19 protein-coding genes are annotated in these 25907 nt (G+C 39.6%); 9 read left to right on the top strand and 10 right to left on the bottom strand.

Translation table 11 applies throughout. The features are described 5' to 3' along the window. The first annotated feature begins 148 nt into the window (after nt 1–148). The 5 genes from ACQ96U_RS05325 (at nt 149) to ACQ96U_RS05305 (ending at nt 10671) form a co-directional block, all read left to right on the top strand. Nucleotides 149–1663 (top strand): glycogen synthase, encoded by a 1515-nt coding sequence (locus ACQ96U_RS05325; protein ID WP_431720208.1) that lies wholly within the window; start codon nt 149–151, stop codon nt 1661–1663. A 13-nt stretch (nt 1664–1676) separates the two neighbouring features. Next, a complete protein-coding gene (locus ACQ96U_RS05320) occupies nt 1677–3749 on the top strand; it encodes an alpha amylase C-terminal domain-containing protein (protein ID WP_431720207.1) in 2073 nt (690 codons plus the stop codon). A gap of 4 nt (nt 3750–3753) precedes the next feature. Then, on the top strand, nt 3754–4128 hold the full coding sequence (locus tag ACQ96U_RS05315; protein ID WP_431720206.1) for a hypothetical protein: 375 nt from the start codon (nt 3754–3756) through the stop codon (nt 4126–4128). A 960-nt stretch (nt 4129–5088) separates the two neighbouring features. Next, nucleotides 5089–9591 (top strand): glycosyl hydrolase family 18 protein, encoded by a 4503-nt coding sequence (locus ACQ96U_RS05310; RefSeq protein WP_431720205.1) that lies wholly within the window; start codon nt 5089–5091, stop codon nt 9589–9591. A gap of 126 nt (nt 9592–9717) precedes the next feature. After that, nucleotides 9718–10671, top strand: coding sequence for a sulfotransferase domain-containing protein (locus ACQ96U_RS05305; protein WP_431720204.1), 954 nt, complete (start codon nt 9718–9720; stop codon nt 10669–10671). A gap of 24 nt (nt 10672–10695) precedes the next feature. Here the strand turns inward: ACQ96U_RS05305 and ACQ96U_RS05300 are convergent, their stop codons facing one another. Beyond that, entirely contained in the window at nt 10696–11049 is a 354-nt protein-coding gene (locus tag ACQ96U_RS05300) for a cupin domain-containing protein (RefSeq protein WP_431720203.1), read from the bottom strand. A 231-nt stretch (nt 11050–11280) separates the two neighbouring features. Here ACQ96U_RS05300 and ACQ96U_RS05295 point away from each other — a divergent pair, with 231 nt between their 5' ends. Beyond that, nucleotides 11281–12303 (top strand): acyltransferase, encoded by a 1023-nt coding sequence (locus ACQ96U_RS05295; protein WP_431720202.1) that lies wholly within the window; start codon nt 11281–11283, stop codon nt 12301–12303. 107 nt (nt 12304–12410) lie between these two features. On the opposite strand, the gene ACQ96U_RS05290 is transcribed toward ACQ96U_RS05295, so the two are convergent. The 3 genes from ACQ96U_RS05290 to ACQ96U_RS05280 all read right to left on the bottom strand — a co-directional run bounded on the left by ACQ96U_RS05290 (nt 12411) and on the right by ACQ96U_RS05280 (nt 16620). Further along, complete coding sequence (locus ACQ96U_RS05290) at nt 12411–14291, bottom strand: putative Ig domain-containing protein (RefSeq protein WP_431720201.1); 1881 nt, start codon at nt 14289–14291, stop codon at nt 12411–12413. Nucleotides 14292–14740: 449 nt separating this feature from the next. Continuing rightward, complete coding sequence (locus ACQ96U_RS05285; protein ID WP_431720200.1) at nt 14741–16021, bottom strand: HD-GYP domain-containing protein; 1281 nt, start codon at nt 16019–16021, stop codon at nt 14741–14743. Between the two features lie 386 nt (nt 16022–16407). Next, complete coding sequence (locus ACQ96U_RS05280; protein WP_431720199.1) at nt 16408–16620, bottom strand: hypothetical protein; 213 nt, start codon at nt 16618–16620, stop codon at nt 16408–16410. Between the two features lie 713 nt (nt 16621–17333). Between ACQ96U_RS05280 and ACQ96U_RS05275 the strand changes: the two genes are divergently transcribed. Both ACQ96U_RS05275 and ACQ96U_RS05270 read left to right on the top strand, forming a co-directional pair. After that, a complete protein-coding gene (locus tag ACQ96U_RS05275; RefSeq protein WP_431720198.1) occupies nt 17334–18128 on the top strand; it encodes a cupin domain-containing protein in 795 nt (264 codons plus the stop codon). A 246-nt stretch (nt 18129–18374) separates the two neighbouring features. Then, entirely contained in the window at nt 18375–18941 is a 567-nt protein-coding gene (locus ACQ96U_RS05270; RefSeq protein WP_431720197.1) for a PEP-CTERM sorting domain-containing protein, read from the top strand. A 112-nt stretch (nt 18942–19053) separates the two neighbouring features. Here the strand turns inward: ACQ96U_RS05270 and ACQ96U_RS05265 are convergent, their stop codons facing one another. From ACQ96U_RS05265 to ACQ96U_RS05255, 3 genes are all read right to left on the bottom strand, one after another. Continuing rightward, complete coding sequence (locus tag ACQ96U_RS05265) at nt 19054–19419, bottom strand: SH3 domain-containing protein (RefSeq protein WP_431720196.1); 366 nt, start codon at nt 19417–19419, stop codon at nt 19054–19056. Between the two features lie 174 nt (nt 19420–19593). Continuing rightward, nucleotides 19594–21546 (bottom strand): M48 family metallopeptidase, encoded by a 1953-nt coding sequence (locus ACQ96U_RS05260; RefSeq protein WP_431720195.1) that lies wholly within the window; start codon nt 21544–21546, stop codon nt 19594–19596. Between the two features lie 34 nt (nt 21547–21580). After that, a complete protein-coding gene (locus ACQ96U_RS05255) occupies nt 21581–22174 on the bottom strand; it encodes a LemA family protein (RefSeq protein ID WP_431720194.1) in 594 nt (197 codons plus the stop codon). A 254-nt stretch (nt 22175–22428) separates the two neighbouring features. On the opposite strand from ACQ96U_RS05255, the gene nhaD reads away from it, so the two are divergent. After that, complete coding sequence (nhaD, locus tag ACQ96U_RS05250) at nt 22429–23832, top strand: sodium:proton antiporter NhaD (RefSeq protein ID WP_431720193.1); 1404 nt, start codon at nt 22429–22431, stop codon at nt 23830–23832. A 111-nt stretch (nt 23833–23943) separates the two neighbouring features. On the opposite strand, the gene ACQ96U_RS05245 is transcribed toward nhaD, so the two are convergent. From ACQ96U_RS05245 to ACQ96U_RS05235, 3 genes are read right to left on the bottom strand one after another with little or no spacing between them, the layout of a single operon-like run. Further along, a complete protein-coding gene (locus ACQ96U_RS05245; protein WP_431720192.1) occupies nt 23944–24249 on the bottom strand; it encodes a hypothetical protein in 306 nt (101 codons plus the stop codon). A 50-nt stretch (nt 24250–24299) separates the two neighbouring features. Continuing rightward, entirely contained in the window at nt 24300–24665 is a 366-nt protein-coding gene (locus ACQ96U_RS05240; RefSeq protein ID WP_431720191.1) for a hypothetical protein, read from the bottom strand. Nucleotides 24666–24723: 58 nt separating this feature from the next. Beyond that, on the bottom strand, nt 24724–25878 hold the full coding sequence (locus ACQ96U_RS05235; RefSeq protein WP_431720190.1) for a hypothetical protein: 1155 nt from the start codon (nt 25876–25878) through the stop codon (nt 24724–24726). Between the last annotated feature and the right edge of the window lie 29 nt (nt 25879–25907).

Below are 25907 nucleotides of genomic sequence, written 5' to 3'. Positions count from 1 at the left end.
CAGTCAGGTAACACTTTTATAGCCACACAGTCACACATGAACTGTTGTCTATTATTATACCTAGACACTTAATTCTGGATAATTAACTTTTTTTCATGATGAAACGTGCACACGAAGTGATCCCGCAGATGATGCCATGGAGTTTTGAATGAACGGCGGCAGGAAAAATCCCCGTGTTTTAATTGTCACACCGGAGGTGACCTATCTTCCTGATAGAATGGGCAGCTATGCACAGTATCTGACCGCAAAAGCGGGTGGTTTGGCTGATGTGTCAGCAGCCCTTATCAGTGCTTTATTTAATCAAGGTGCTGATGTTCATGTAGCCCTACCTGATTATCGCGCTATTTTTAAAGATCGTTTGGCACCTTTTTTACAAAAAGAATACCACAATTTACGACAGACTGTGCCTGATAATCGTTTACATTTAGCAGAAGACCGAGTCTTTTACTATCTAAATCGGGTTTATTCTGCGTACTATTTGGAAAATACCAAGTTATCATTAGCCTTTCAGCGTGAAGTCATTAATAACATTATTCCTCGCGTACAACCTGATCTTATTCACTGTAACGACTGGATGACGGGGCTTATTCCTTCCTTTGCCCGAAAAAAAGGCATTCCTTGTTTATTCACCATCCATAATATTCATAGTGTAAAAGCCACAATGTCACATATTGAAGATCGTGGTATTGATTCGGCCGAGTTTTGGCAACATTTATTTTTTGAAGATTATGCCGATTGTTATGAGAATGCACGAGAATCAATCCCTGTTGACTTTCTGACCAGTGGTGTGTTTGCCGGTCACTTTGTAAACACCGTTAGCCCTCGATTTTTAGTGGAAATTGTTGAAGGTTATCATCACTTTGTCCCTGACAAATTGCGTCAAGAACTCATTAACAAATACTATGCAGGTTGTGCTTATGGTATTTTAAATGCACCAGACCCAGCGTTTAATCCCCGCACAGATAACAAGCTACTTTTACAGTATGATGCCGCATCACATGTAGCAGGAAAACGTCATAACAAGCAGCATGTACAACAGCAACTAGGACTACTTGTTGACCCCAAAGCTCCGCTTTTATTCTGGCCATCCCGCCTTGATCCTATTCAAAAAGGCTGTCAACTGCTAGCCGATATTATTTACCATTTGATTTCTGATTACTGGCCACAACGGCTACAAATTGTTTTTGTCGCTGATGGCGAATACCAACGAGTATTTCGAGATATTGTTCACTTTCATGGGTTTCAGGAGCGTGTTGCTGTTTGCGACTTTAATAATACCCTTGAACATCAGTGTTATGCTGCTTCTGATTTCGTATTAATGCCTTCTTCTTTTGAACCTTGTGGATTGCCACAAATGATAGGACCCATCTATGGTTCTTTACCGATTGCACACGACACAGGTGGTATTCATGACACCATTACGGATTTAAATACGCGTAAAAATAGAGGTAACGGTTTTTTATTTAAATATTATAATCCCGAAAGTTTACGTTGGGCTGTTGACCAAGCGATGCGTTTTCATAAACGTTCCGTGGATACCAAAGCCAAGCAAATTCACCGTATCATGGAAGAAGCAATCACCTCCTATAACCATTCCAATACGGCTAAACAATATATCAATCTTTACGAAAAGATGTTACGTCGTCCACTCATTAGTAAATAAGTAGATTTCAAGGATGAATACGATCGTCAACGCACCCTCAATGTCTATACATCATTTAATTGATACGATTATTCACAATGACCCTTGGTTAGCGCCTTACCGTAGTCAATTAACGCATCGCTTAATTGCCATTGAAGCCAGGCGTCAACAACTATGTCACAACCAAAACGAGTTGATGGATATAGCCAGTGGCCATGAATACTTTGGCCTGCACTTTCGCGATCATAAATGGCAATTACATGAGTGGGCTCCCAATGCCACCGCTATTTTTTTAGTGGGAGATATGAATCAATGGCAAATATCTTCTGAATTTCAATTTCAACGTATTGATGATCATGGTCATTGGGCACTACACCTCCCTGAAAATGCCCTGCAACACGGTCAACATTATCGTTTACATATGGTGTGGTATGGTGGTGAAGGCCCCAGAATTCCTGCTTATGCTCGACGCGTCATACAAGATAACCAAACCCTTATTTTTACCGCGCAAGTCTGGCATCCCAAATCCCCCTATCAATGGCAACATCCATTCAAGCGCCCACAGACTGCCCCATTAATCTACGAAGCCCATGTCGGCATGGCTTTAGAAGAGGGAAAAGTAGGCACTTATCGCGAATTTACCGAACAAACATTACCTCGAATCCACGCGGCTGGTTATAACACCATACAACTTATGGGTATTCCTGAACATCCCTACTATGGTTCCTTTGGTTATCATGTTTCCAGCTACTTTGCCCCCTCATCACGCTTTGGTACACCTGAAGAGTTAATGGAACTGATAGATACTGCCCATGGGATGGGAATTGCGGTACTCATTGATTTAGTTCACTCCCATGCTGTCGCCAATCATGTAGAAGGCTTAGGCTTATATGATGGGACAGCCTACCAGTTTTTTCATGAAGGGGGACGGGGACGGCACCCAGCCTGGGACTCTTGCTGCTTTAATTATGCCAAACCTGAAGTACTTCATTTTTTACTCTCAAATTGTCGTTATTGGCTGGATACGTTCAACGTGGATGGTTTCCGTTTTGATGGAATTACCAGCATGCTTTACCACGACCATGGACTCGGCCAAGCCTTCACCTCATATGATCATTACTTTAGCCACAATGTTGATTTGGATGCCCTAGCCTATTTAGCCCTAGCCAACCAGGTTATTCATAGCCTCCGTCCTGATGCGATAACCATTGCAGAAGACATGAGTGGTATGCCGGGTCTTGCCCTTTCCACAGCACAGGGTGGAATCGGCTTTGACTATCGCTTTGCCATGGGCATTCCTGATTTATGGATAAAATACACTAAAGATATACGTGATGAAGACTGGTCAATCGTTCATTTATGGCATGAGCTTATTAACCGTCGCCATGACGAAAAAACCATAAGTTACACAGAAAGTCATGACCAGGCTTTAGTCGGTGACAAAACACTTATTTTTCGTTTAGCCGATGCGGCAATGTACTGGCATATGAATCGAGATGATGAGCATTTACTCATTGACCGGGCAATGGCATTACATAAAATGCTTCGACTGGTAACCTTGAGCACTGCAGGTCATGGTTATCTAAACTTTATGGGTAATGAATTTGGTCATCCAGAATGGATAGACTTTCCTCGCGAAGGTAATCACTGGTCATATCATCACGCACGCCGACAGTGGTCACTAGCCGATAATCCCAATTTAAAGTACGGTTTACTCAATAATTTTGATCGTGCCATGATAGCAGTTTGTAAAACTTATGATGTACTACGTTATAGTACTGTCCATATCCTGTGGGTTAGAGATGATGATAAAGTCCTGGCATTTGAACGCCAAGGGTTAGTTTGGGTATTCAATTTTCACCCTGAAAAGTCATTTACCGACTATTCAATTCCTGCCCCTGCAGGTGAGTATGAAGTTATTTTAAGCAGTGATGATGCTGACTTTGGCGGACATAACCGTATTGATACCCATGTTATTCATCTGACATTGCCTGTTGAAGATTCATCCATTGAAGGCCATCCCCAAAGACTTCACCTATACTTACCTACACGCACTGCCATCGTGCTTAAAAATCGTCAGTATTGGTCTACTCAAAAAACAGGGTGAGAAAATGTTTCTCAATCGAAAAATAACGCCCTATGTTGAAGAACGCAGTAATAAGCTGTTACTTACAACAGAAGAATTACCAAGCTGTTATCGTATTAAACACATGTACAATATGGTGCAAATTACCCGTGCAGTTGAAATATCCAAAAAAGGACTGATTCGAGGCTTTTTAGAACGCAAACGTAATGAATATGAAGAAACCCTTGATGAGTTAATGTTAATGGCACCTGAAGATGCAAATGCCATCATTGGTATAAGAGTATCAACAACCACTCAACAATATGCTAAAGCGACTTTTTTATATATTACCTACATAGGTACACCCGTTTTTTATATTAAACAACATAAACTGCCATCAAAAGCAATTAATCCTGTTTAAACCAATAACGTTTATTTGTACCTTATCACTCTAGTAGAGCAAAAAAATAATTATTCAACAAGCTAATCGCATAGCAGAGATTATTTATAGTCTCTGTTTTTTTATGCCATGAAAGCAACAACCCATGTAATTACACATAAAGATTCACGGTGTATTCGAAGGGCGTTATGCAGCCGTTAGACAAAGGTGCTTTAAATAATGACTTTTTTAAAGGTAAAGTTATATGCGACTGCCCTGAGTCCAAAATCAAAAAATACGACAAAAGGCGTTTTTTATCGAACAAAGTGAATTATTTTGATCTTTATTTATCTTGAATTATTCCAATTTATTATCAAAATATAGCCTACCTACATATACTCAGTGCGAAATGCTTAACAAAACTACGCGTTAACCATTAGCACTTATTATTCAATTCCTGCCTGTAAATTCATATTCAATACCGCCCTTTATTTGATTATTTATTAAATTTGGAACTGGTTTACCATTTTATTTAACAAACCTTTGCTAAACTTTAAAAACAACTATCCACCAGTCGTCGTGTGTCTTATTTGGCATTTGTGGCTTTCTCGTTCGTGTCATCCAATACGTCTTTTTTTGTTTGGCTAGTTTTTTTGCGACGCATAAAAAGACCACAAATGTCACATACCCGTTGTTATACCCCCAACAAAATAACGGGGAAAACGCAACGAAAGACGATGACATACGGATAGTTAGGGCAAGCGGATCAATAGTCGCTTAAACACAAACAATGAGATATTAAAAATCTTTTATTTATCTGACTTATGTCTAAAACCAGTTAACACATATTACTCAACAACTAGCTTATTTGCCTGATTGTTCAGCATGTCATTACCGCTGGGTTATCAGGTCTTGCGTGTACTTAATGTGTCATAACAGTCACTCATTGGGTGATTGACCACACAAGCACGCCTTTAATAAATGCATTGAGGAGAACAGATTATGCATACCACGCGATTACGCCGCTGGTTGCCTAATAAATTGGCCATTGGTGTCGCCATAGGGCTGGGTTTATCTGGATTGTCCCACGCAACCATGTTGAATAATGATTCAGCATTATTCCAAAATAATGCCAACAAAGTTGTTGGTACCTATTTTGTTGAATGGGGTGTTTATGGCCGTAACTTCCATGTTAATGATATTCCCGCAAAAAACCTCACTCACGTGTTGTATGGTTTTATTGCGGTCTGTGGTCCTAATGAATCATTACAAAAAGAAAACCCCCAGGGCTATAGTGCCTTAACCCGGGAATGTGCAGACCAACCAGATTATACGGTAACGATTCATGACCGCTTCGCCGCATTAGAAAAAAGTTATCCTGGTGATAAATGGGACGACCCTATTCGCGGAAACTTTGGACAGCTCATCAAACTAAAAAAAGCGAATCCTCATCTTACCGTACTCCCTTCTATTGGCGGTTGGACACTGTCTGATCCCTTTTACTATTTGGCAAAAGACACGCAAAAACGCGCCACATTTGTTAAGTCGGCCATTGAGTTTCTAAAACAGTATCCGTTCTTTGATGGTTTGGATATTGACTGGGAATTTCCTGGCGTACCTGGCGCTAATTCAAAATTAGGCTCACCTGAAGATAAAGCCGCTTTTACGGCATTAATGCGAGATTTACGACAAGCACTGGATGCATTAAGCCAAGAGACGGGAAAAAAATACCAGCTCACTGCCGCCACAAGTGCAGGTCCTGAAAAAATTGATAATATTAATTACGCTGAAGTCAGCAGTTATGTCGATTATATCTTTGCCATGAGCTATGACTTTTATGGTGCCTGGGACAGTACTCTTGGTCATCATTCAGGATTATACGCGGCTTCTCATGAAAAAATTCCTGAATTTAATGCACATGATGCCGTACAAAACCTGACCCAAGCCGGTTTACCCGGAAATAAACTGGTATTAGGTGCGGCCATGTACGGTCGCGGCTGGACAGGTATTCAAGGTGGACAGGAAAATGATCCTTGGCAAGGTACCAGTGGCAAGCCTATAAAAGGTTCCTGGCAGCCTGGCGTTATTGATTATAAACACATCGTGTCCAAGTACTTGGGTGGTACGGATGGTCAAGGTTCAGGAGGCTTTAAATATTTTTATGATGATACGGCACAAGCTCCCTACTTATGGAATGCCAGTAAAGGTGAGCTGATCACCTACGATAACCCTCGTTCAGTGAAAGCTAAAGCCCAATATGTAACGGCAAATAGTTTGGCGGGTGTTTTCTCTTGGGAAATTGATGCTGATAATGGCGAGATACTCAAGGCGATTCATGAAGGGTTGGGCAATAAACCGGGCGATAATCCCAAACCACCCGAGCCGCCTACGCCACCGGATGATGGTGACCAACCTAAGCCACCCACACCACCAGGTGATGGCGATGATGATATACCTCCACCGCCCCCACCTCCGGGTGATCCTGGCGATGGAGACACACCACAACCACCTAATCCACCCGATGATGGTAATAAACCTGTCCCCCCCGCTAATACATGGCAAGCAGAGCAAGTCTATACCAAAGGTGATCGAGTAACCTACCAAAGCAAAACCTATGAAGCCAAATGGTGGACCCGTGGGGATGAGCCTGGTAAAGACCAATGGGGACCATGGAAACAGGTTCAAGGCAATGATAACCCTCCACCCACAAAGCCTGGTGATGGCGACAAACCCGATACGGATAAACCCGGGAATGGCGACAAACCAGGTGATAATGGTCAACCTGGTGACGATAAACCTGGCAGTGCCCAAGCCTGGCAGGCCGACAAGGTATATGTCAAAGGCGATAAGGTCAGTTACCAGAATGTGCTTTACCAAGCTAAATGGTGGACCCGTGGTGATGAGCCTGGCAAAGACCAGTGGGGACCTTGGGAACGACTAAACGACACCCCCGATGATCCAGATGATGGTGACGATGGTCAAGAGCCACCTATTCCTCCTGATGATGGCGATGATGACGGTGATAACCCTAACCCACCTACACCCGGAGATGGCAGTCAATATAAGGTTGTCGGCTACTATATGTTAGGGCCAGATGAAATTAACACGTATCCCAGTGTTGATTTCCCAATTAGCAACATCTCTCCCGAAAAAGCACGCATGTTGACGCATATTAACTTTGCGTTTATTGGTATTAACCAGCAAGGTCAGTGTGACTTATTGGAAGGAACGGATGAAAATAAAGCGGCAGAAGTATTTAAGCAATTAAACACACTGAAACAATACAATCCAAAACTGAAGCTGATGTTTTCCGTCGGTGGTTGGGCATTTTCTAATGATGCCAGTCCAACAGCAAACCGTTTCAGAGATGCCGCAGCAACAGATGCTGCTCGAAAAACCATGGCCAGCTCTTGTATCAAACTGATGAAACAACACAAGTTTGATGGTATTGATTTAGATTGGGAGTATCCACGTAAATCGGATACCAATAATTTTATTTCACTACTCAGTGAGTTTCGTCAGCAAATAAACGTACAAGAGCAACAAGACTCCGCAGATTATCACCTGACGATTGCGGGTGCAGGTGGTGCGTTCTTCTTGTCACGTTACTACGCTCAGCTTGATAAAGTTGTTGCCCCATTAGATTTTATTAATTTAATGACCTATGACTTTAATGGACCATGGCAAGGAGTAACCAAAACCAACTTCCATGCCCATTTATACGGCAGTCAAGATGAACCTAAGTATTATAATGCGTTGCGTGAAGTTCAGTTTAACCCACCTAAAACCTGGGAAGAAATCAAAAAGCTGTTCCCCAGCCCCTTTGCACTAACCGCTGATGCCGCCGTAAAACAACACCTGATTATGAAGGTTCCTCGCGAAAAAATTGTCATGGGTGTGCCTTTCTACGGTCGAGCCTTTAAAGAGGTAGGCAAAGCGAATCATGGCCTTTATCAGTCGTTTAATACACCTGGTGGCGATCCTTATCAAGGCGACCCTACCTGGCTCGTAGGCTGTGATAAATGTGTTGAGCGGAAAGAACCACGTATCGCGACTTATGCTGATATCAAAAAAATGCTTGCAGGAAACTATGGATACCAACGTTTCTACCACCCTGAAGCTAAAGCGCCTTGGCTGTACAATGCAGAGCATGATCTGTTTGTCACTTACGATGATGCTGAGTCATTAACTGTCAAAACCCAATACATTAAGCAGGAGAAACTGGGTGGTGTGATGTTTTGGCATCTGGGTCAAGATGATCAAGAAGGAACGTTGCTACGCAGTTTACATAATGGCTTGAATAGCAACACAACGCCCGGTGATGGAGATACCCCTAACCCTCCTCAGCCACCAGTACCACCCGATGGTGATACACCTGACGATGGGAGCGATATTCCAGCACCACCTACACCACCCGGTGATGATGGTGATAACCCAAAACCACCCCAACCTCCCGTACCACCTGGTGACGGTGATACACCCCAACCACCCAAACCACCACTCCCCCCAGGTGATGGCGATAAGCCTGGCGATGGTGACAAACCAGGAGATGGCAAACCTTTAACAGGTAATGTGTTTGTGGGCTATTGGGAAAACTGGAACAGCAATAAATATGTACCCATGAGCCAGGTAAATGATAAGTACAATGTACTTATTGTTGCCTTTCCAAGTATCAACAGTGATGGCTCAGTGGTGTTAAGTGATAAACCCACCCCCGCTGATATCAAAGCTGCACAGGCCAAAGGCAAAAAAGTCCTGCTCTCCATTGGAGGTCAAAATGCCTTACTGCACTTGGATAACCAACAGCAGGAAGATAATTTTGTAAACTCATTAATCGCTATTTTTGATCGCTATGGCTTTAATGGTATTGATATAGATACTGAACATGGCCTGCTAGCATCAGGCAGCCCTGACAAGCCAACAGGTAGCGTTTTAAGAATGATTAATGCCTTGAAGCGTTTGAAAAAACACTATGGGGCATCCTTCTTAATGACTTTTGCTCCAGAAACGGCCAATGTGGTGGGTGGACTTTCTGCGTGGGGCAATGCCTTTGGTAACTATCTACCTATTTTCAATGCATTGAAAAACGACATTAGCTGGGTACATATGCAGTACTACAACTCCGGTTCAATGTTAGGGTTAGATAAAAAACCGTATCGTCAAGGCACACAAGACTTCTTGGTTGCACTGTCTGAAGCGGTGATTAAGGGCTTTGAAATTGGCAGTACGGGCGTCAACTATACGGGACTCAAACCCAGCCAGGTTGTCATTGGTCTACCATCCACCCAAAGTGCTGCTCCTGCTGGGGGATATACCGCACCTACTACCGTAAAAGCAGCGATTCATTGTTTACGTACAGGCCAGTCTTGTGGAAATTACAAACCCCAACAAACCTACCCCGGCTTCCGTGGACTAATGACCTGGGATGTTAACTGGGATTCTACAAATAATTACAACTTTGTGAATACACTACATAGTTGTGCTGTAAATAACCAATGTCAATAATATTACAATTATTTTATTTTTTTTATTGCCCGGCTTTTGCCGGGCTTTTTATTCGAACAGAAAAAAATGCAATGCTATATTATTAAATAACAATAAAAAGCGTGGGCATATAAAAGGACTTTACTCATGCCATTGCAACCTAGAGTTCTTCATTCCTATCACAACCACCTCCTTGATAGCTCACGTTGGGAATTATACACGCCTAAAGACGACGATATTATCGTCTGCTCATCTTACAAATCAGGCAGTATATGGTTGCAATATATCCTTAAAAATCTTGTTAATTATCATCAAAACAATAATTTAAAAAGTCCATTATTCCTGTCCTGGATTGACTATCGAGGCAATGCACCAGAATCGCTAAGAAATTTCTTAGCTAAGCCTGAACGCCGAGTTCTTAAATCTCATCTTCCACTTGATGGTATTCCTTATTTTCCTCAAGTTAAATATATTGTACTTGCCCGAGATCCAAGGGATGTATGCATGTCATTGTGGGATTATTACACAACCATTAGCCCAAGCTTTTTACAGTTGATTAACGAATCCATACCTTCAACTTATCAACCCCTGCCTTCTCCACCAGCCAGCCTGAGTGCCTTTTGGCAACAATGGCTAATAAAAGGTGCTTTTCCCTGGCAGCATGAAGGATACCCCTTTTGGGGAAATATGTATCATACGCAAAGTTGGTGGAATTACCGTCATTTAGAGAATATTCTTTTTGTTCATTATAACGATTTACTCGCTAATTTAGCGCAAGAAATAAATGTACTTGCACGCTTTATTGATACTGATACTAAAAAAGTCGCTCATGTCGCTCAACGCTGTACATTCAGTGTTATGAAAAAAAATGCACGCTTCATTATCCCTGAAGCTGAACACATTTTTGCCAATGGCGCAGAGTGTTTAATTCATAAAGGGCGAAATGGCCGCTGGTTAGGCCGGTTAAGTGAGGATGACCTAGCGCTGGTTGAGATAGCCAAAGTGGCTAATTTAAACCAGGAGTGTGGTCTGTGGATCGAAAAAGGGCGAACAGCGCTCACCCCACACCAACATCGCAAACCTCGGGTGCCTGCCACTTAACCTTTTGCTTTTTTTAGCACGCACTCACAGCAATGATAGATCTCCCACTTTATCTATTGTCAAATGAATAGCAAGCCATAGCGTTTCAGTTGTTTGAGATGTCCATTCCACTCGGTGTTTGACACCTGCTGGAATATACAAATAGTCACCAACGGCCAGGACATATGGTTCAGTATCATCATGAAACATGACACTTGCCTCACCTTGCAACAGCAAAACCCACTCATCATGATCTTGGTCGTACCATGACCCTTTTGGTGTCGTATGTCCCTTGGAAATAATCCGTTCAATAGAAACCCCAGGTTTATCAAGAATAACTTCAAAAAGTTCCTGAGGAATATCATGTGGTATTTCTTGAAAAATGTTTCCTGACAGCATCTGCCCCCCCCCTCCCTAACGGTGCTTATCGGTATTACTGCTAGCGCCTTAACACTATTGTGAGTCATAAAAACGTAAAAGTGTGATTATAGCCAAGCAGCCTCCCTTACAAGCCTATTATAATTGTCATCGTAGTATTACTGATATTTTACCCAGTATAAGGGCAATTCAGTTCTATTTTTTTAATTTAGATGAGTTCTTTAGACTTTCGTCCAATAAACATGGGTTAGTATGAGTCAACCTTTACGTCATGTTTTTTATATTGATGTGCTTCGCTGTCTTGCAGCACTTGCGGTTGTTGCCATTCACGTTTTAGGTCCATTACGCGAACTCTACAATATTATCCCCTTACATCAGTGGCTTGCTGCGGTGGAAATAAATGCCCTTACTCGATGGGCGGTTCCAATTTTTATCATGATTAGTGGCGCTTTACTTCTACAAGAACAACGCCCTTTTCATCTCCATCATTACTTAACTCGTCGTGTTGTCAAAGTTGTCATTCCCTTTCTAGCCTGGTCTGTAATCTATGCCTTGATTGGTGGCTATTCAGAACAGAATGGTTCGTTAGCCAACGTCATCACTATCATTCAAAATGCTAATAATAAACCGACCTGGTATCACTTGTGGTTTTTTTATGACTTTATTCCGTTATACTTTGTTATCCCATTTCTAATCCCACTTGTTCACAAAGCTGGCCATGAGCGAATTAAACTTCTGTTAGTTGGCTGGTTACTCCTGACGCTGATTAATTGGCTTAATATCGAAACACCACTACGCATCAATATTGTCCTTTACTCAGGTTATTTAATCTTTGGTTGGTACCTTGCGGAACATACCCCAACACTCAAACGCTGGCTTGTATGGGGTGGGCTGTTGGCTATTATTGCTAATCTATTGGGTAGCTGGTATTGGTCGGTATTAAAGGATGGTTACAGTTCGTTCTTTATGGGCTATAAAACACTCAATACTGTGTTAATTGCAGGGATGATATTCATTTTGTGCAAACAATACAGTGAACGACTACCTTCTACCCTTAAAGCGGTCATTGCTCATGCTGCACGTTACAGTTTGGGCATATACTTATTACACCCCATTATTTTGATTCCCATTAGAGACTTAAATAATGGCGTTTACGATTGGTTTGGTCACAATTTACTGGCTATACCTGTACTGACCTTGGTTGTATTTGTTGTCTCTTATGGTGCTACACGCTTGTTATCGGCGTGGTCAATTACCCGATGGTTAGTACCTTAGGTAACATATCATTGCCACCAAACACCCAGAATATTATCCATCCCTAACCGTTATCTTCATCTGCCGTCAGCATACAGCAGATGAAGATCATATCCATCAACTATCTTTCAATCAAGGATCATTTGAGCTTCACAAGACTCCGCGCCAATATCTGAACCATCACTGGCTGCACCACAAACAGGTGAACCTAGACGCGGCGTAAAATCGTTATTTGCTGGGTCCGTTAACATAGGATCTAAAAATAAACTATGATTATCAAATCCCATCTTACGCCATTGATCTGCTGTAAATTTGCTACCCCATTTCCCAGCAACAAAGCGATCATTTAACTGAAAAACATTAAAGTCTCGCAATAAAGTATTTGTTGCCCAAGAACCTCCTGACAAGCCATTGCAACAAAAAAAAGCGGGATTGACGTAGCCTTTATTACTAATGATATTATCACGTATTTGAATACTATTAACCCCACCCACAGGTTTTCCTGCTCGGTGCTCTATACTGCCAAAAATTGTATTGTGCTGTACCAGAATATTGCCTAATTGACCATTATTTTGATGCCCTATCCGTAATCCAGTATGCTGCGCACCAACCAATGTATTATACAATACATCAATATTTGAAGCATAATATTGATTAGATAGAGAAAGTCCTGTTTCCCAAACATTGTAGGCCAGGTTATTTCTATAAGTGTTTTTAAATGATTGGTCCTTATCATGATAGCCGAAACCATCAATATTATAAGCAATATTATCTTCTACTAGCGCATAATGTGTATCAAATAATACCATTGCAGAACCCGCTTTATTTGCCCAAAGATCACCATGTTCTCCTGATGCACGATCAAATAAATCGTGAAATATATTATCTTGAATAACATAACGAAAACTCGTAAATGCATTCGCATCTTTAACAAGCAAAAAGGCAGGATTGTTATTATTGGGTGAGTCATCATATAAATGATGCATATGGTTTCGTCTAAAAATCCAATCTGATGCTTTTCCAGTCATTTCAAAGCAATAACGTCGGCAGTTTTTAAACTCAAATCCATCAATTATTCCAAAGTCATTTTGAGGATAAATAAAATTGTTGGCTCCACCTGGATTAAAGTTAACATCCACACTAGGCCTTTCACCTGGAAACGCGAGTAGCTTATTAGTTTTTCCTGGGGCAAATTGAATGACTTCAGTGTAGTTACCTCCTCTAGCATACAGCATTGAGGTTTCATTTCCTTGAGAGACACCATAGGAGATAGACTGCCAAGGCTTCTCCAACGAACCATCACCAGACTCATCAGAGCCATTAGGAGCAACAAAACTAAAACCCGTTTTAGTGACCTTTAAGGTAAATACTTGAGTTATTTGTTGCTGTAAATCATCATAAATAGCGATTTTAACAGGGAATGACTGTCCCTCTAATGTCATTGATGGCGTCCAGGTTATTTGACCTGTTTTATGATCAATCGCCATGCCTGCCGGAGCTTTTTTTAAGTAAAACGTGTAGGGGTATTTACCACCAATGATCCCTAAACGAATATTATACTCAATGCCAGGATAGGCGACACGGATTGGCCAAGACACGACCTGTGGTGTAGAACTTACCATTGAATATTTTGACTCTGATTGACCCAAAGGACCTGAAACAGCCACCAGTGCATTCTCACTTATCCAACCATCAATCCCGATCGTAAAATCGACATGCCACCAAGTACGCCCATTAATAACCACAGGACCTTCAATAACCGTTCCAGCCATATCGACAAGCTGTTTTCCCATTGCCTGTATAGCATTTAACTTAGGAGGAATAGCATATACTTCACTAGCTAACTGGGTCATTACTGGTACATTTAAACCAATCTCATGTTCACTCTCCAAATGTGTGAGGCCCATTGTATTTGAGAAGCTTATTTGAGCTATTAAGCATAAAGGCATCCCCCAAAGGAATGGTTTTAAAACATTAAAAATAGGTACACGTATTTTTTTTACTAACATAATATTTTTTCACTTCGTGGTACTAAATAATATACCCAACGCAAGGCTATTTTTAGGAAACATAGTCTGGTTTTATACGCAACGTGATGATAAGAAGTCAACATAAATACTATAAATTAGGTACTAATTATATTCATAATAACTAAATTTCAAGTTTTTTATGATAACTAAAACACCTATGGAGCCCAAGAAGAAAAAACGTGTGCCAATGGCTACTTGCCCATTTTTTTAAGTAAGGGACTGCCTGGCGATAAGTTACACAAATGACACACATAAGTGTCAAGAAGAAACTCATCAGCAATAACAGCAAACAGTTCGATGTGCATTATCCAGCCGGTGTCTACCACTGGCGTACTTTGAAATACCACAAGTGTTCATTTAATAATGATTTAAGTGGGTTTACAGTACTTAAATGTGTTCGTGAAACAAGTGCTAATACATTTTTGTGACTATTCAGCAATATTCTCAATAGTCACCCTTGACCCAGGGCCGGTATAAGATGGCTGCAGATTTGAAAACCGCTCCTTATTACGTTTTAAAAATTGTTTAATCGTGTTACTTAGCTTTATACCATAGGAGCCGCACGGCAACTCACGAGCAATAGTGTATGACTGCCCCGAAGCATCAAGATCTATTTTTTTTAGGTCTATAAGTTTTATTCGCTGTAAGTTTTTTCTTTCGTCAAGCAATAGTAATACATAAGGTTTTAAACGGGTTAATGGTTCACTGTAAGCTACTACCCCCACTTCACCATTAGTCATTTCTACCAACGCGCCAGGAGGATAAACACCAATACACTGAATAAACTCATCCACTAATTCTGTATCAAAGTGACTACCCTTTTCTTTATTTAATATATGTAAAGCGGTAATAGAAGATTGACTTGATTTGTAACAGCGTGTACTTGTTATCGCATCATAAGTATCGGTAATCGCTACAATTTTCGCATAAAATGGAATTTGATGTGCTCGTAAGCCCCGAGGATAGCCTTTGCCATTGAGTCGCTCATGATGAGCATAAGCTACATCAATAGCAATGGCTTCCTCAATACCTGCAGTCATCAGTAACTTTTTACCCAACGTTGTATGAGATTGCATCACACGCAATTCTTCTCCATTAAAAGTACCTGGCTTATTGAGAATATGATCAGGTATTTTTGCCTTACCCACATCATGTAATAAACCGCATAACGCTATCTTTTCAATTTCATATTTGGGAAAACCTAAGTGACGAGCAAATGCTGCAGATAAAATGCAAACATTCATGCTATGCTCTGCAGTATAATCATCCTTTCTTTTAATATGCGATAACCATTTAAGCGCATCATCATTTCTTAATATACTTTCAACACATTCATTAACAACATATTTTGCCTCCTTAATATTAATCGTCCGCCCAATGCGTACATTTTCCATGATTTCCTGGGCAGTACTACGAATATGTTGAAATTGTTTTTCTGCAATTTGTAATTCAGAATCAAATGATACTTTATTAATATACTGAACAGGTTGTTTAGGGATACCTGTTAACGCTTTATTAACTGGAGCAGTTCGACCTTCGATATAGACATAGTGGCAATACGAAGATAACAAATGAATATCTTCCTGGGTTTTAATGGTAAAACCCTGCAATAAAAAAGGTGTTTCTAGCCAAGAACGGTCAAGACGTACAACATACATCCCCACTTCTAGCTGATCAACTGAAACTTTTTTTTCAATACGTTCTAACATATTAATGAATTAAGCTTAAGTATATCTTATCTATAAAGTGGTAGAACCAGAGAGAATACTTATCAATTGTATTATAGTCACAGATGGTATAAACAACGCGCAAAATTTATGCTTACTAAAAAATATGTTCCTTTTCTTACGCTCAGATATATATCGTTAAGTGAGTAATTTAAAGTAAAATATTATGAAATATAATTTCAATACAATTTTAACTAAATGACATTTTTTGTCACAATAGTTGGCCGCGTCCTTGCGAGAAATAGTTCGACCTGCGTTATTCAGCCTTTGAATAGAGTTGTGAAACTGGTGCTGGGAGCACCATGAGTATTAGATGCCAAAGAGGATATTAGTTATCCAAATTGGGTATTGATTATTTACTTTTCAGACTAGCATTCGTTTACGGAGGGGGTATTTGACGAAGAGAAAAAATGCGATTGTAGATTTACCTTGTGTTCAACTCGCTCCTTTATAGCAACCATAGCTTCTCGACGAGAGCTTCCAAATGCTTCAATTTCAGGAAATTCTGAGCAACGGCCAATAAAGATCTCCTGATCTGTAGCCCAAACAATTTGAAAAGAATAACACTTAATATCTTTCATATCCGCACCTTTTTTTTGTGCTAAGATTAATCATTTTGCGAGATACTTTTAAATAAAAAATAGCAATCAATTACTATTTTTTTATCTCCAATAGGCTTTCAAGCAAATAAATTGATTTAGATCATGTAAAAAATCAATCTATATTACACAATCATATGAATCCCTATTTCAATATTCATATTTAGTTCTTTTAACTGACAAAGATTTCATAGCATCCGGCTTCATGCTGAACTTCGCAAGCAACATCAACTACTAACTCTATTCTTGACAAAAAAATCATATTTTTAGTAAAATCACCATCAGACACATTCAATATTTCAATAATACAACCCAAGAAATTAACACTTAAATACAAATTCACTCACTACAACCCTGTTATAAAAGCAACGCATAAAAATAACATACTAACCTATTCACATATACACTATTTGTGTTTTATAATCCACCCGACTTATGAGGGTTACTAATAGTGCTTTATTTGCGCTATTTCATATAAAGCGAACGTATTAGAATAAGCATTATCCCCCATAGGTATGCTCAAGCTCGTTAACACGATCTATAGGACTCCTATATTAAGTTAAATACGAATTATACCTGTTATAGCTAAGCAAACATCTTAAAGGACTAAAACCTACCAACAGTAACATAGGCATAGAATTTTTAGGTACTCTGTTTGCTAAAAGGTATTTAATCATAACATGGAGGTTATGCTAATGGCTGTTAACACGTTAAAAAGCCGTATTTCTACATTCTCTATTGAAGATGCTGATATTTATGTTTCAAAAAATGGCTGTTCTTTTCGTCGCGGCGAAAAAAACATTAATTTTTCAAAACTACCCTCCTCTTTACCCTGTCAACCATTAAGTATTATCTACCTCAAACCTGAACAAACCCATTTGTTACCCAAAAATAAATCATTTGCAATTCACTGCCTTAAAGGGTCTATTAATATTCATGGCACAACAAAATGTCTCTCATTAACCGAAGGTGATTTTGTCACATGGGAATGCGCCTCAACTAAAGCAAGTGTTATTCAATCAACGCGACACTATCAGCACGTTATCGCTATTACAGATCTACAGAGTGCTCCCCAAATAACCCAGAAACTGGATGAGACCTTTAACCCTATTAATATTAATTCGTTTAATTATGCTCAACGACCTAATGGCATCATTCTGAAATCACTGTTAACCGGTACCTGTTACGAACAAACGACAGGCTATGAATACGTAGAAATGCCACCTAACCAGTTGATAACACCTCATGTCCATCCTAAATCAGATGCGATTGTCATTGTCACAAAAGGTCGCGGTCGTTTTATAGCTGGAAACGAAGCCGTTCAGGTTCAACCATGGACACATGGCATTATACCCCAAGGAAAACTGCATGGTGTTATTGCTGATGCTTGTGGAATGACATTTATTTCTGTTCAGCTTCCACCCATTGGTGAAGATGGGTACATTTTCTTTCCTGATTTTTCAATACCAACAGAAACTGTAGAACTTTAATAGTCTTAACAAAAAAAGGGGGGCTTTTATAAGTTCCCTCTCTCCCTCTTGATTCTCAATATAATTAGTTAAATGATTACTCAATATATGTCAGTGTAATTATCAACATTTAATTACCAACCTTTTTTTTCTTATTTACTCCTTAATTTACCCCTTTTTTATAAGCTTAAATCTACCTGGCATGTTATTCGCTAATTATTAATCGAAAATAGCAAAGCAAAGCCAACTATCACTACGGAATACAACATGAAAAAACTATTAAAAATTAGCGCACTGACTGCATCAATATTAACCATTAACTCAGCTTCCGCAGTACCTATTTTCTTTCCTACAACAGGCCATTACTATGAGTATATTAGCTCACCGTTAATTTGGACTGCTGCACGCACTGCAGCCCTCAGTATGAGTCACTTAGGTTTACCTGGCTATCTTGCCACTGTGACTTCTGTAGCTGAAAATACTTTTTTGACTGGGCTTGGAGCTACTACCGGTTGGTTAGGTGGATCTGATATGGCTGTTGAAGGTGATTGGCGTTGGATGGATGGCCCTGAGGCTGGCACCCAGTTTTGGTTGGGCGGCCCAACGTCAGCCTTTGCAAGCTGGGGACCTGGTGAGCCTAATAATCTTGGTGGAGAAGATTTTCTTGAACTGTCCAGCGGTACTTGGAATGATTTAGGCTCTGGCAGCCGGCTTGGTTATTTTGTTGAATATAGCGCGACTACACCGCTACCTGACCCCATTCCTGTACCTGCAACAATTGCTCTATTTGGACTTGGCTTATTAGGTTTATCTACACTGCGTAGCAAACGCTAAATAGTTTTCTCTCAGTAAGCTCTCAGTTTTAAAATTACCTGTTGTATTCCTTATGGTGTAATAAGTAACTGAGAGCCTACTTCCTATGTCTACTATCTAAAAGTTACAACGTTCACTGGTAACAATGGTCACTTGTACTCTCTCTTAAATACTTAGCCGCAACCCACCCTGTTATGTTTTGATAGCGGATTTTACACCACCTGGGACGCTGTTTGCGTAATGCATCCTGCTCGGCTTCAGAGAGTGTTGTGGTTTCCTCAAAGGTCAGACCACCCGTGCATTGAATATTGGGTAAACATTGCGCATTGGGGGGTATAGCCCCCAACTTATTTGATTGCCAGCCAGGCTGCTGACGTATGTTCAAAGTATCGTTTACTGCAACGCCATGTACTTTCCAAAAATCAGGTCCATCAGCTTCAGCCCAGGCATTCAATACACCACAAGACAAGCCTACAGTGATCAGTACTTTTTTTAACATCAACCCCTCATTTTCAATTTAATCACTATATTACATAACCTAAATAATGCCTTTTTATCAAGGTATCATTTAGACAAACCAAGAACTGAGTCAATAAGAGACTAGTTTACAACAGAACCAAATAGTCTGTACTTTAAAGCCTCACAGAATCAAGCTTGTATAAACTTAACCATTTCATAGTTGAAGCTCTTTCACAGACTCATGTAAGAAGATTACAGGAGGAATTGGACAATCAAGTATCACCGCTATCACACGCATCAATTGTACTTCTTTTAAGACAACGGACTGATCAAACATAACACAGTCACTGCATGTTTTAATCAACGTCTCTTTATCTTTTATTTTAAGTTGAGTACACCTTTGTAATGCTTTATGTAAACGACCAAAGGATAGTGTCGCAGGGAAATTTGCTTTAATCGACAATTGTTGCATTGCCGCTGCAAAACATGTCAATTGCTGTGACGTTGGCATGTGTGAAACCTGACATAATGCAGCAATAATAACTTGAACATCGTCAGCAACACTTGCGAAATCTAATGATTTTTTTAGACTGCCCGCGCGATAAGTCTCTGACCACTTATTATCATAGTGTTTAACCATGGCTAATAGTGCCCATTCAAATAAGCATAACTTACCGTCCGCTTTGCCTAATGCAAATAAACAGCCATTGAGTTGTGTGCGCTGCTTAAGTGACATTAACTTTAATACGGGTTTTGCTATTTCCAACAGAGATAGCAGATCTTGAGATGAATAATTAATCAAGTGTGAGGCCATCTGTTGAACTGCCACAGCAGTTGTATTATCCCCATAGGCTTGTGCAACCAATGCTAACTGTTTAATTTGCTCATCTTCATCATGCGAAAACAACAGAGCCATCATTACCAAGTGAACTTGTTGAGGATCATGAATTGCCATCGTCACAAGCTTAGGTAACGAATTCAATAATGCTCTCGCATAGGAGATGTGGTCATGTTTAATCTCCCCAACCTGCATGACAGCCTGTTGAGTATGTGGGTGTTTAGCGATTGATGGGGATGACTGCCTTGAAACAGCCATCATAACGGTATCATCTAGTGTCAGAGACTGTTCTGTAGATGATGTTCCAGATTGAGGTTGATCTAAAGTGGTCTTTAATGGACTTAAAAAATGGCCATCCCATTTGGGCTCTAATTTTCGAATTCTATCTTCTAAAGGAGGATGTGAAGCAAACATCTCAGCTGCAAATCGAGATGTACAGCGACCAAAAGTCATGTGGGTGACTTCTGTAGCTCGTTTCGCATTTAAGAATGTGCCAACCTGGCTACCACCAATGCGCTTCAAAGCGTGAGTAATTCCATCAGGGTTACGGGTATATTGCAGTGCAGAAGCATCGGCAAGGTATTCACGGGTGCGACAAATTGATGATTTAATCCAACTTGCCGCCATCATGCCCATAAAGCCTAAAAGCAATAATCCTCCACCCAACAGCCATGAGCGATTACGATCATTTCTGGCATACAACAAATGTTCACCAAACTGAGAAATCATGGTAATGCCAAACACGATCCCAATCAGTCGTATGTTAAGACGCATATCACCATGAATAATATGACTAAACTCATGGGCAATCACACCCTCTAACTCATCACGTGTTAGGCTATGAATACAACCTTTGGTGACACCAATGACAGCGTCGTCTAACTCATAACCTGCGGCAAATGCATTGATACTGCTCTCACTATCGAGCAAATAGACTTCCGGTACACCACACCCAGAAGCAATTGCCATTTCTTCAACAACATTTAACAAACGTTTCTCATAAAAATCCTCTGTGGTAGGCTCAATCAGTCGTCCGCCCACAGATTCCGCTACAGTAAAACCACCTGCCGCCAACTTATGCAGCTTAGTCAAACTGCCCCCAGCAATCACCGCTGTTACAACGGCCAAGCAAATCAAATAGAATTCCCAAGAAAAAAACCAGGGCATTCCCCCTTGAAGGTGCGCTAAATGGGTATCTGCAGCGAACCAAAACACTAAAAAAATTAGAAAATAAATTCCAACGGATAATAGCACGACCGTAATACACATCAGCAGCAACAAACGCTGTGTTTTACGTTTTGCATCACGCTGCCACTGAAAAAAATTCACGAATAATTATCCACTTATTAATAATCAGCACATATTAAAAAGAGACTTTAGGTGCTTGTTGAATAACCGCAGAATCTTCAAACTCTAAAAGCCCTGCATCTTGGGTATGACCAAACATATTCGCGAAAAAAATAGGGGGGAATGACTGTCGGAAATTATTATAATCTGTTACTGCATCATTATAAAACTGTCTTGCTCGCGAAACTTTATTTTCAGTACTGGTTAATTCTTCAGCAAACTGCATCATATTTTGATTCGCTTTTAAATCTGGGTAATTTTCCACCACAACATTAAACTGCCCCATAGCACTGCCCAATGTTTGTTCCGCTTCACTAAACTTGCGTACCTGGTCAGGGGTTAAATGTTGCGCTAAGTCTTTCAACATATTTGCAGCAGCATTCCTTGCTTCAATTACTTTAGTTAGCGTTTGCTGTTCGTGCTGCATATAGCCCTTAGCTGTCTCAATCAGATTAGGAATCAAATCATATCGACGCTTAAGTTGAACTTCTATTTGTGCAAAGGCATTCTTATAAGTATTTCGTTTACTCACCAAGTTGTTATAAATGCTAATTACATAAACAACAACACCAATGACTATCACAAGTAGTATTATTGTAGAAATATCCACGGTATGCCCCTTACTATTTACTGGCAAACGGTTATTAGCCTTAACTATAGCCAAAAGCTTACGTTGTGTAAGGTATCACAAACTCAGTTATACAAACTTTCAGGGCGTGAGAAGTGCCTGTTTGACAAACCAACAACCACAAAAAAACTATCACAAAGTTGAAAAGTCATTCCATGAGAACTGACCAAGTAGTATAATCCTGGCACAAAATTATAAGTGAACCATTAGGAACGCCAAAAAAGGGGATACAAACTATGAAAATAACCCTAACGGGCTTCTTTTGCCTGTATTTATCAACTTTTAGCATACCCGCATGGAGCCAGGCTAATGCCTCAGACATCCTCGATCTTACAAGCCATTGGGTAGGCATCACTGCACTTTTTATCTTCGGACTTGCTTATCTATTTGTAATTCTTGAAGAAAAAATACATTTAAGAAAATCTAAACCAGTACTACTTGCCGCTGGCCTCATTTGGATTCTCATTGCTATTATTTACAATAGCGAAGGCACCACCGACCTTGTTGAAGAGGGAATAAAACATAATTTCCTCGAATATGCTGAATTATTTTTCTTTTTATTAGTCGCCATGACCTACATAAATTCAATGCTAGAACGTGGTGTATTTGATGCGTTAAGGAATTGGCTTGTTAAAAAAGGCTTCAGTTACCGTACCTTATTCTGGTTAACCGGTAGTTTAGCGTTTGTCATTTCTCCCATTGCAGACAACCTAACGACAGCCTTGATTATGTGTGCTGTCGTACTGGCCGTAGGAAACCATAAACCTGAATTTGTTGCCCCCAGTTGTATTAATATCGTTGTAGGTGCTAATGCAGGTGGCGCATTCAGTCCTTTCGGTGATATTACCACGCTGATGGTTTGGCAAAAAGGTGTGGTTGATTTTACCGAATTTTTTCACCTTTTTTTCCCTTCCCTCGTTAATTTTATAATACCTGCCGCTTTAATGCACTTTGCGCTTCCTCATGGAAAACCAACCATAAGCGATGGCGAGAAAGGTGTTGAAGTTAAATTTGGTGGATTAATTATTGTAGGTTTATTTTTATTAACCGTTATTACCGCCATTTGCTTCCATAATTTTCTTCATATTCCCCCTGTTTTTGGGATGATGATGGGGCTTGCATACCTTAAATTTTTTGGTTTTTATTTACGCAAGAAAGGACATTCTCAAAAAGATCATACTGATGTTCCTGGTGGGCACCATACCGGTGAATTTGATATTTTTGATAAGATAGCACAGTCTGAGTGGGATACATTATTCTTTTTCTATGGTGTCATTTTATCGGTGGGCGGTTTAGGTTTTATCGGCTATTTAGGTCTCGCCTCCAACGTGATCTATGGAGATCTAGGCGCTACTACCGCCAATACCCTAGTTGGTATTTTATCTGCCATAGTGGATAACATTCCTGTTATGTTTGCAGTATTAACCATGAACCCAGACATGCCTCATGTTCAATGGTTGCTAGTAACCTTTACTGCCGGTGTGGGTGGCAGCTTATTATCAATTGGCTCTGCGGCAGGTGTAGCACTTATGGGGCAAGCACGTGGACAGTATACATTTTTCAGCCATTTGAAATGGACACCCGCTATTGCATTAGGTTATGCCGCTGGTATTTGGGTCCACTTTCTTATTAATGGATAATGCTATGAGTTAGAGGCCTATTAACTAGGCCTCTAACTTAACATATACAAAACATTCCACAGCTGAATAATGCAACAAAGCACTCACATTTAATACCACTAACCCAAAAATTTACTTTGCTATAATTCTGTGTAATTTATGAGCTGACTCAATTCCGCCCATAATAGCTTCCGCATTATCATAACAATGAATATCTGCTCTTCTTCCAGAAGCATAGACTGTTAAAATTAACGAACGGATACTTTTTTGATCTGCGGGAACATAACACATCACATTATCTGAACGTTTAAAATACAATGGATTATGGTTATCATCTTCCCATAATATTACATTTGTTATGGTAACATTATTTCCAAATGTCCATGCTTTACATATAAGCGGAGACGATAGTAAAATGATTAAAAATATTTTTTTCATTTAGCACAATAACCTAACAGTAGATACAATTAATCTTTAAATAGAAAGTATTAGTTACTTAGATCAAATATCTGACTTGTATAGCAGTTGTTTTTACTATCTCGTTCCAATGCGACACGCACATAGCTTTTTGTTTTAAATGCTGATATTGCTACCGAAAGCATTCGATCAACAAATCGTTCATCAATAAGCTGTCCTTTCGCATTTTTGTGAAAATAAATCCAGTTCCCTTTACATGCCACCCACTGAGTACCTCTTGGTATAGGTCCTGATGGTTGAAACTTACCAGTATTTAATGCAGCCGCCCCTTGAGAGCTGGTATGAATTCCACCATCGATTCTAACAGTCCAAAATTGAGTGGCATGAGTAAACCCAGACAACATCAACACAAAATAAATAGCCGTATAAAACTTCATATATACTCCATATAATCAATCAAACAATACCACTCAATAAATAATTATAATATATACATTAAATATGTTTTTTTCTAACCGACCAGATAAATCCATCATACCAAAAGTGCAAAATAGAAACTAAAAGCAACAGTGCATAAATATAGTCATTTTCGGCCATAGTAAACTCTGCCCAGATACCATAACTAAACGCTAGAAGCAAATATATTAATAGTGTTATCATTTTTGAAAATGGAATGTTACTCACACCAAACAGTTTACTCATATTTCCTTTTTCATTATGCCAAACAATAGCAAAATACTGCACAGCATGAAAAAAATTCATAATAAAAAATGCTTCACCAAAACTATTAAATCCCCAACTATAAATAGAACATATACCTGTTGAGACAAGTAACATTACTTTTTGAGATGATACCTGATACCCTTTGTTGCTATAATAGTAATAAGTGTAGAGATAATAACAAAAAAATGGAATACCTGTACCCAGTACAAAATAAACAAGATAACATTGATAGCTTTCAGCGTAAGCAGGGATTGATGTAAAAAACACACTACCAACAGCATTAAACTCGTCAAAATCTTCAACATGATCAAATAATGTTATACCAGCCAATATTGGACCAGCGTACAAATACAGGTTTAAAAAATAATCTAGCCGTCTACCTACTTCTGCATTATTACCTGTTTTTGCATCGTAAATTCTGCCCAACCCAAACGTCTGCAACCCTGAATGATAAACATCCCACCATGTTGCCAAAACACTCATACATACCAACACCCATAACGAAGATACCATTCCAACATAGAGCAGTATGGGTACCAAGAAGAAAGGTATTGGAAATTGTTTATTAATTACTCTATTTCCATGGCTACGAAAAAAAACAATGACTAAATGCGCCATAATCAATGAACCAATGAATACATTTGTTATTGATTTTTCTTCACCATGATAAATAAATGTTGCCTCTCCCCATCCTGTCTTATAAATAAAATACCCTAACACTAACGCGATTATTGGCGAAAAAATAAAAAAAATAGAATCATAGAATGGGCTTACTATAAATGTCTTTATGTATTTATCTTTTGCATCACTTTTACTTACAACAAGCGTAGAAGTCATTTTCCCCTCAATATAGGACAGTATACAAATGTAAAGCGCCAATTCAAAATTTGAGATTAAAAATAAAAGGAGAAAATGACAACTTGACATTTTCTCCTTTTATAAAAGCAACACGTTAT

Origin of the sequence: Zooshikella sp. RANM57 (assembly GCF_050749885.1) — a bacterium.
In the GTDB taxonomy this organism is placed as follows: Bacteria; Pseudomonadota; Gammaproteobacteria; order Pseudomonadales; family Zooshikellaceae; genus Zooshikella.
The sequence above is the reverse complement of the archived record's forward strand: the minus strand, read 5'-3'. Positions and strand labels throughout refer to the sequence as shown.

Coding starts and splice junctions, on each gene's coding strand:
- ACQ96U_RS05325 (WP_431720208.1), top strand. CDS start 149: ATGAACGGCGGCAGGAAAAATCCCCGTGTTTTAATTGTCACACCGGAG.
- ACQ96U_RS05320 (WP_431720207.1), top strand. CDS start 1,677: ATGAATACGATCGTCAACGCACCCTCAATGTCTATACATCATTTAATT.
- ACQ96U_RS05315 (WP_431720206.1), top strand. CDS start 3,754: ATGTTTCTCAATCGAAAAATAACGCCCTATGTTGAAGAACGCAGTAAT.
- ACQ96U_RS05310 (WP_431720205.1), top strand. CDS start 5,089: ATGCATACCACGCGATTACGCCGCTGGTTGCCTAATAAATTGGCCATT.
- ACQ96U_RS05305 (WP_431720204.1), top strand. CDS start 9,718: ATGCCATTGCAACCTAGAGTTCTTCATTCCTATCACAACCACCTCCTT.
- ACQ96U_RS05300 (WP_431720203.1), bottom strand. CDS start 11,049: ATGCTGTCAGGAAACATTTTTCAAGAAATACCACATGATATTCCTCAG.
- ACQ96U_RS05295 (WP_431720202.1), top strand. CDS start 11,281: ATGAGTCAACCTTTACGTCATGTTTTTTATATTGATGTGCTTCGCTGT.
- ACQ96U_RS05290 (WP_431720201.1), bottom strand. CDS start 14,291: ATGTTAGTAAAAAAAATACGTGTACCTATTTTTAATGTTTTAAAACCA.
- ACQ96U_RS05285 (WP_431720200.1), bottom strand. CDS start 16,021: ATGTTAGAACGTATTGAAAAAAAAGTTTCAGTTGATCAGCTAGAAGTG.
- ACQ96U_RS05280 (WP_431720199.1), bottom strand. CDS start 16,620: ATGAAAGATATTAAGTGTTATTCTTTTCAAATTGTTTGGGCTACAGAT.
- ACQ96U_RS05275 (WP_431720198.1), top strand. CDS start 17,334: ATGGCTGTTAACACGTTAAAAAGCCGTATTTCTACATTCTCTATTGAA.
- ACQ96U_RS05270 (WP_431720197.1), top strand. CDS start 18,375: ATGAAAAAACTATTAAAAATTAGCGCACTGACTGCATCAATATTAACC.
- ACQ96U_RS05265 (WP_431720196.1), bottom strand. CDS start 19,419: ATGTTAAAAAAAGTACTGATCACTGTAGGCTTGTCTTGTGGTGTATTG.
- nhaD (WP_431720193.1), top strand. CDS start 22,429: ATGAAAATAACCCTAACGGGCTTCTTTTGCCTGTATTTATCAACTTTT.
- ACQ96U_RS05245 (WP_431720192.1), bottom strand. CDS start 24,249: ATGAAAAAAATATTTTTAATCATTTTACTATCGTCTCCGCTTATATGT.
- ACQ96U_RS05240 (WP_431720191.1), bottom strand. CDS start 24,665: ATGAAGTTTTATACGGCTATTTATTTTGTGTTGATGTTGTCTGGGTTT.
- ACQ96U_RS05235 (WP_431720190.1), bottom strand. CDS start 25,878: ATGTCAAGTTGTCATTTTCTCCTTTTATTTTTAATCTCAAATTTTGAA.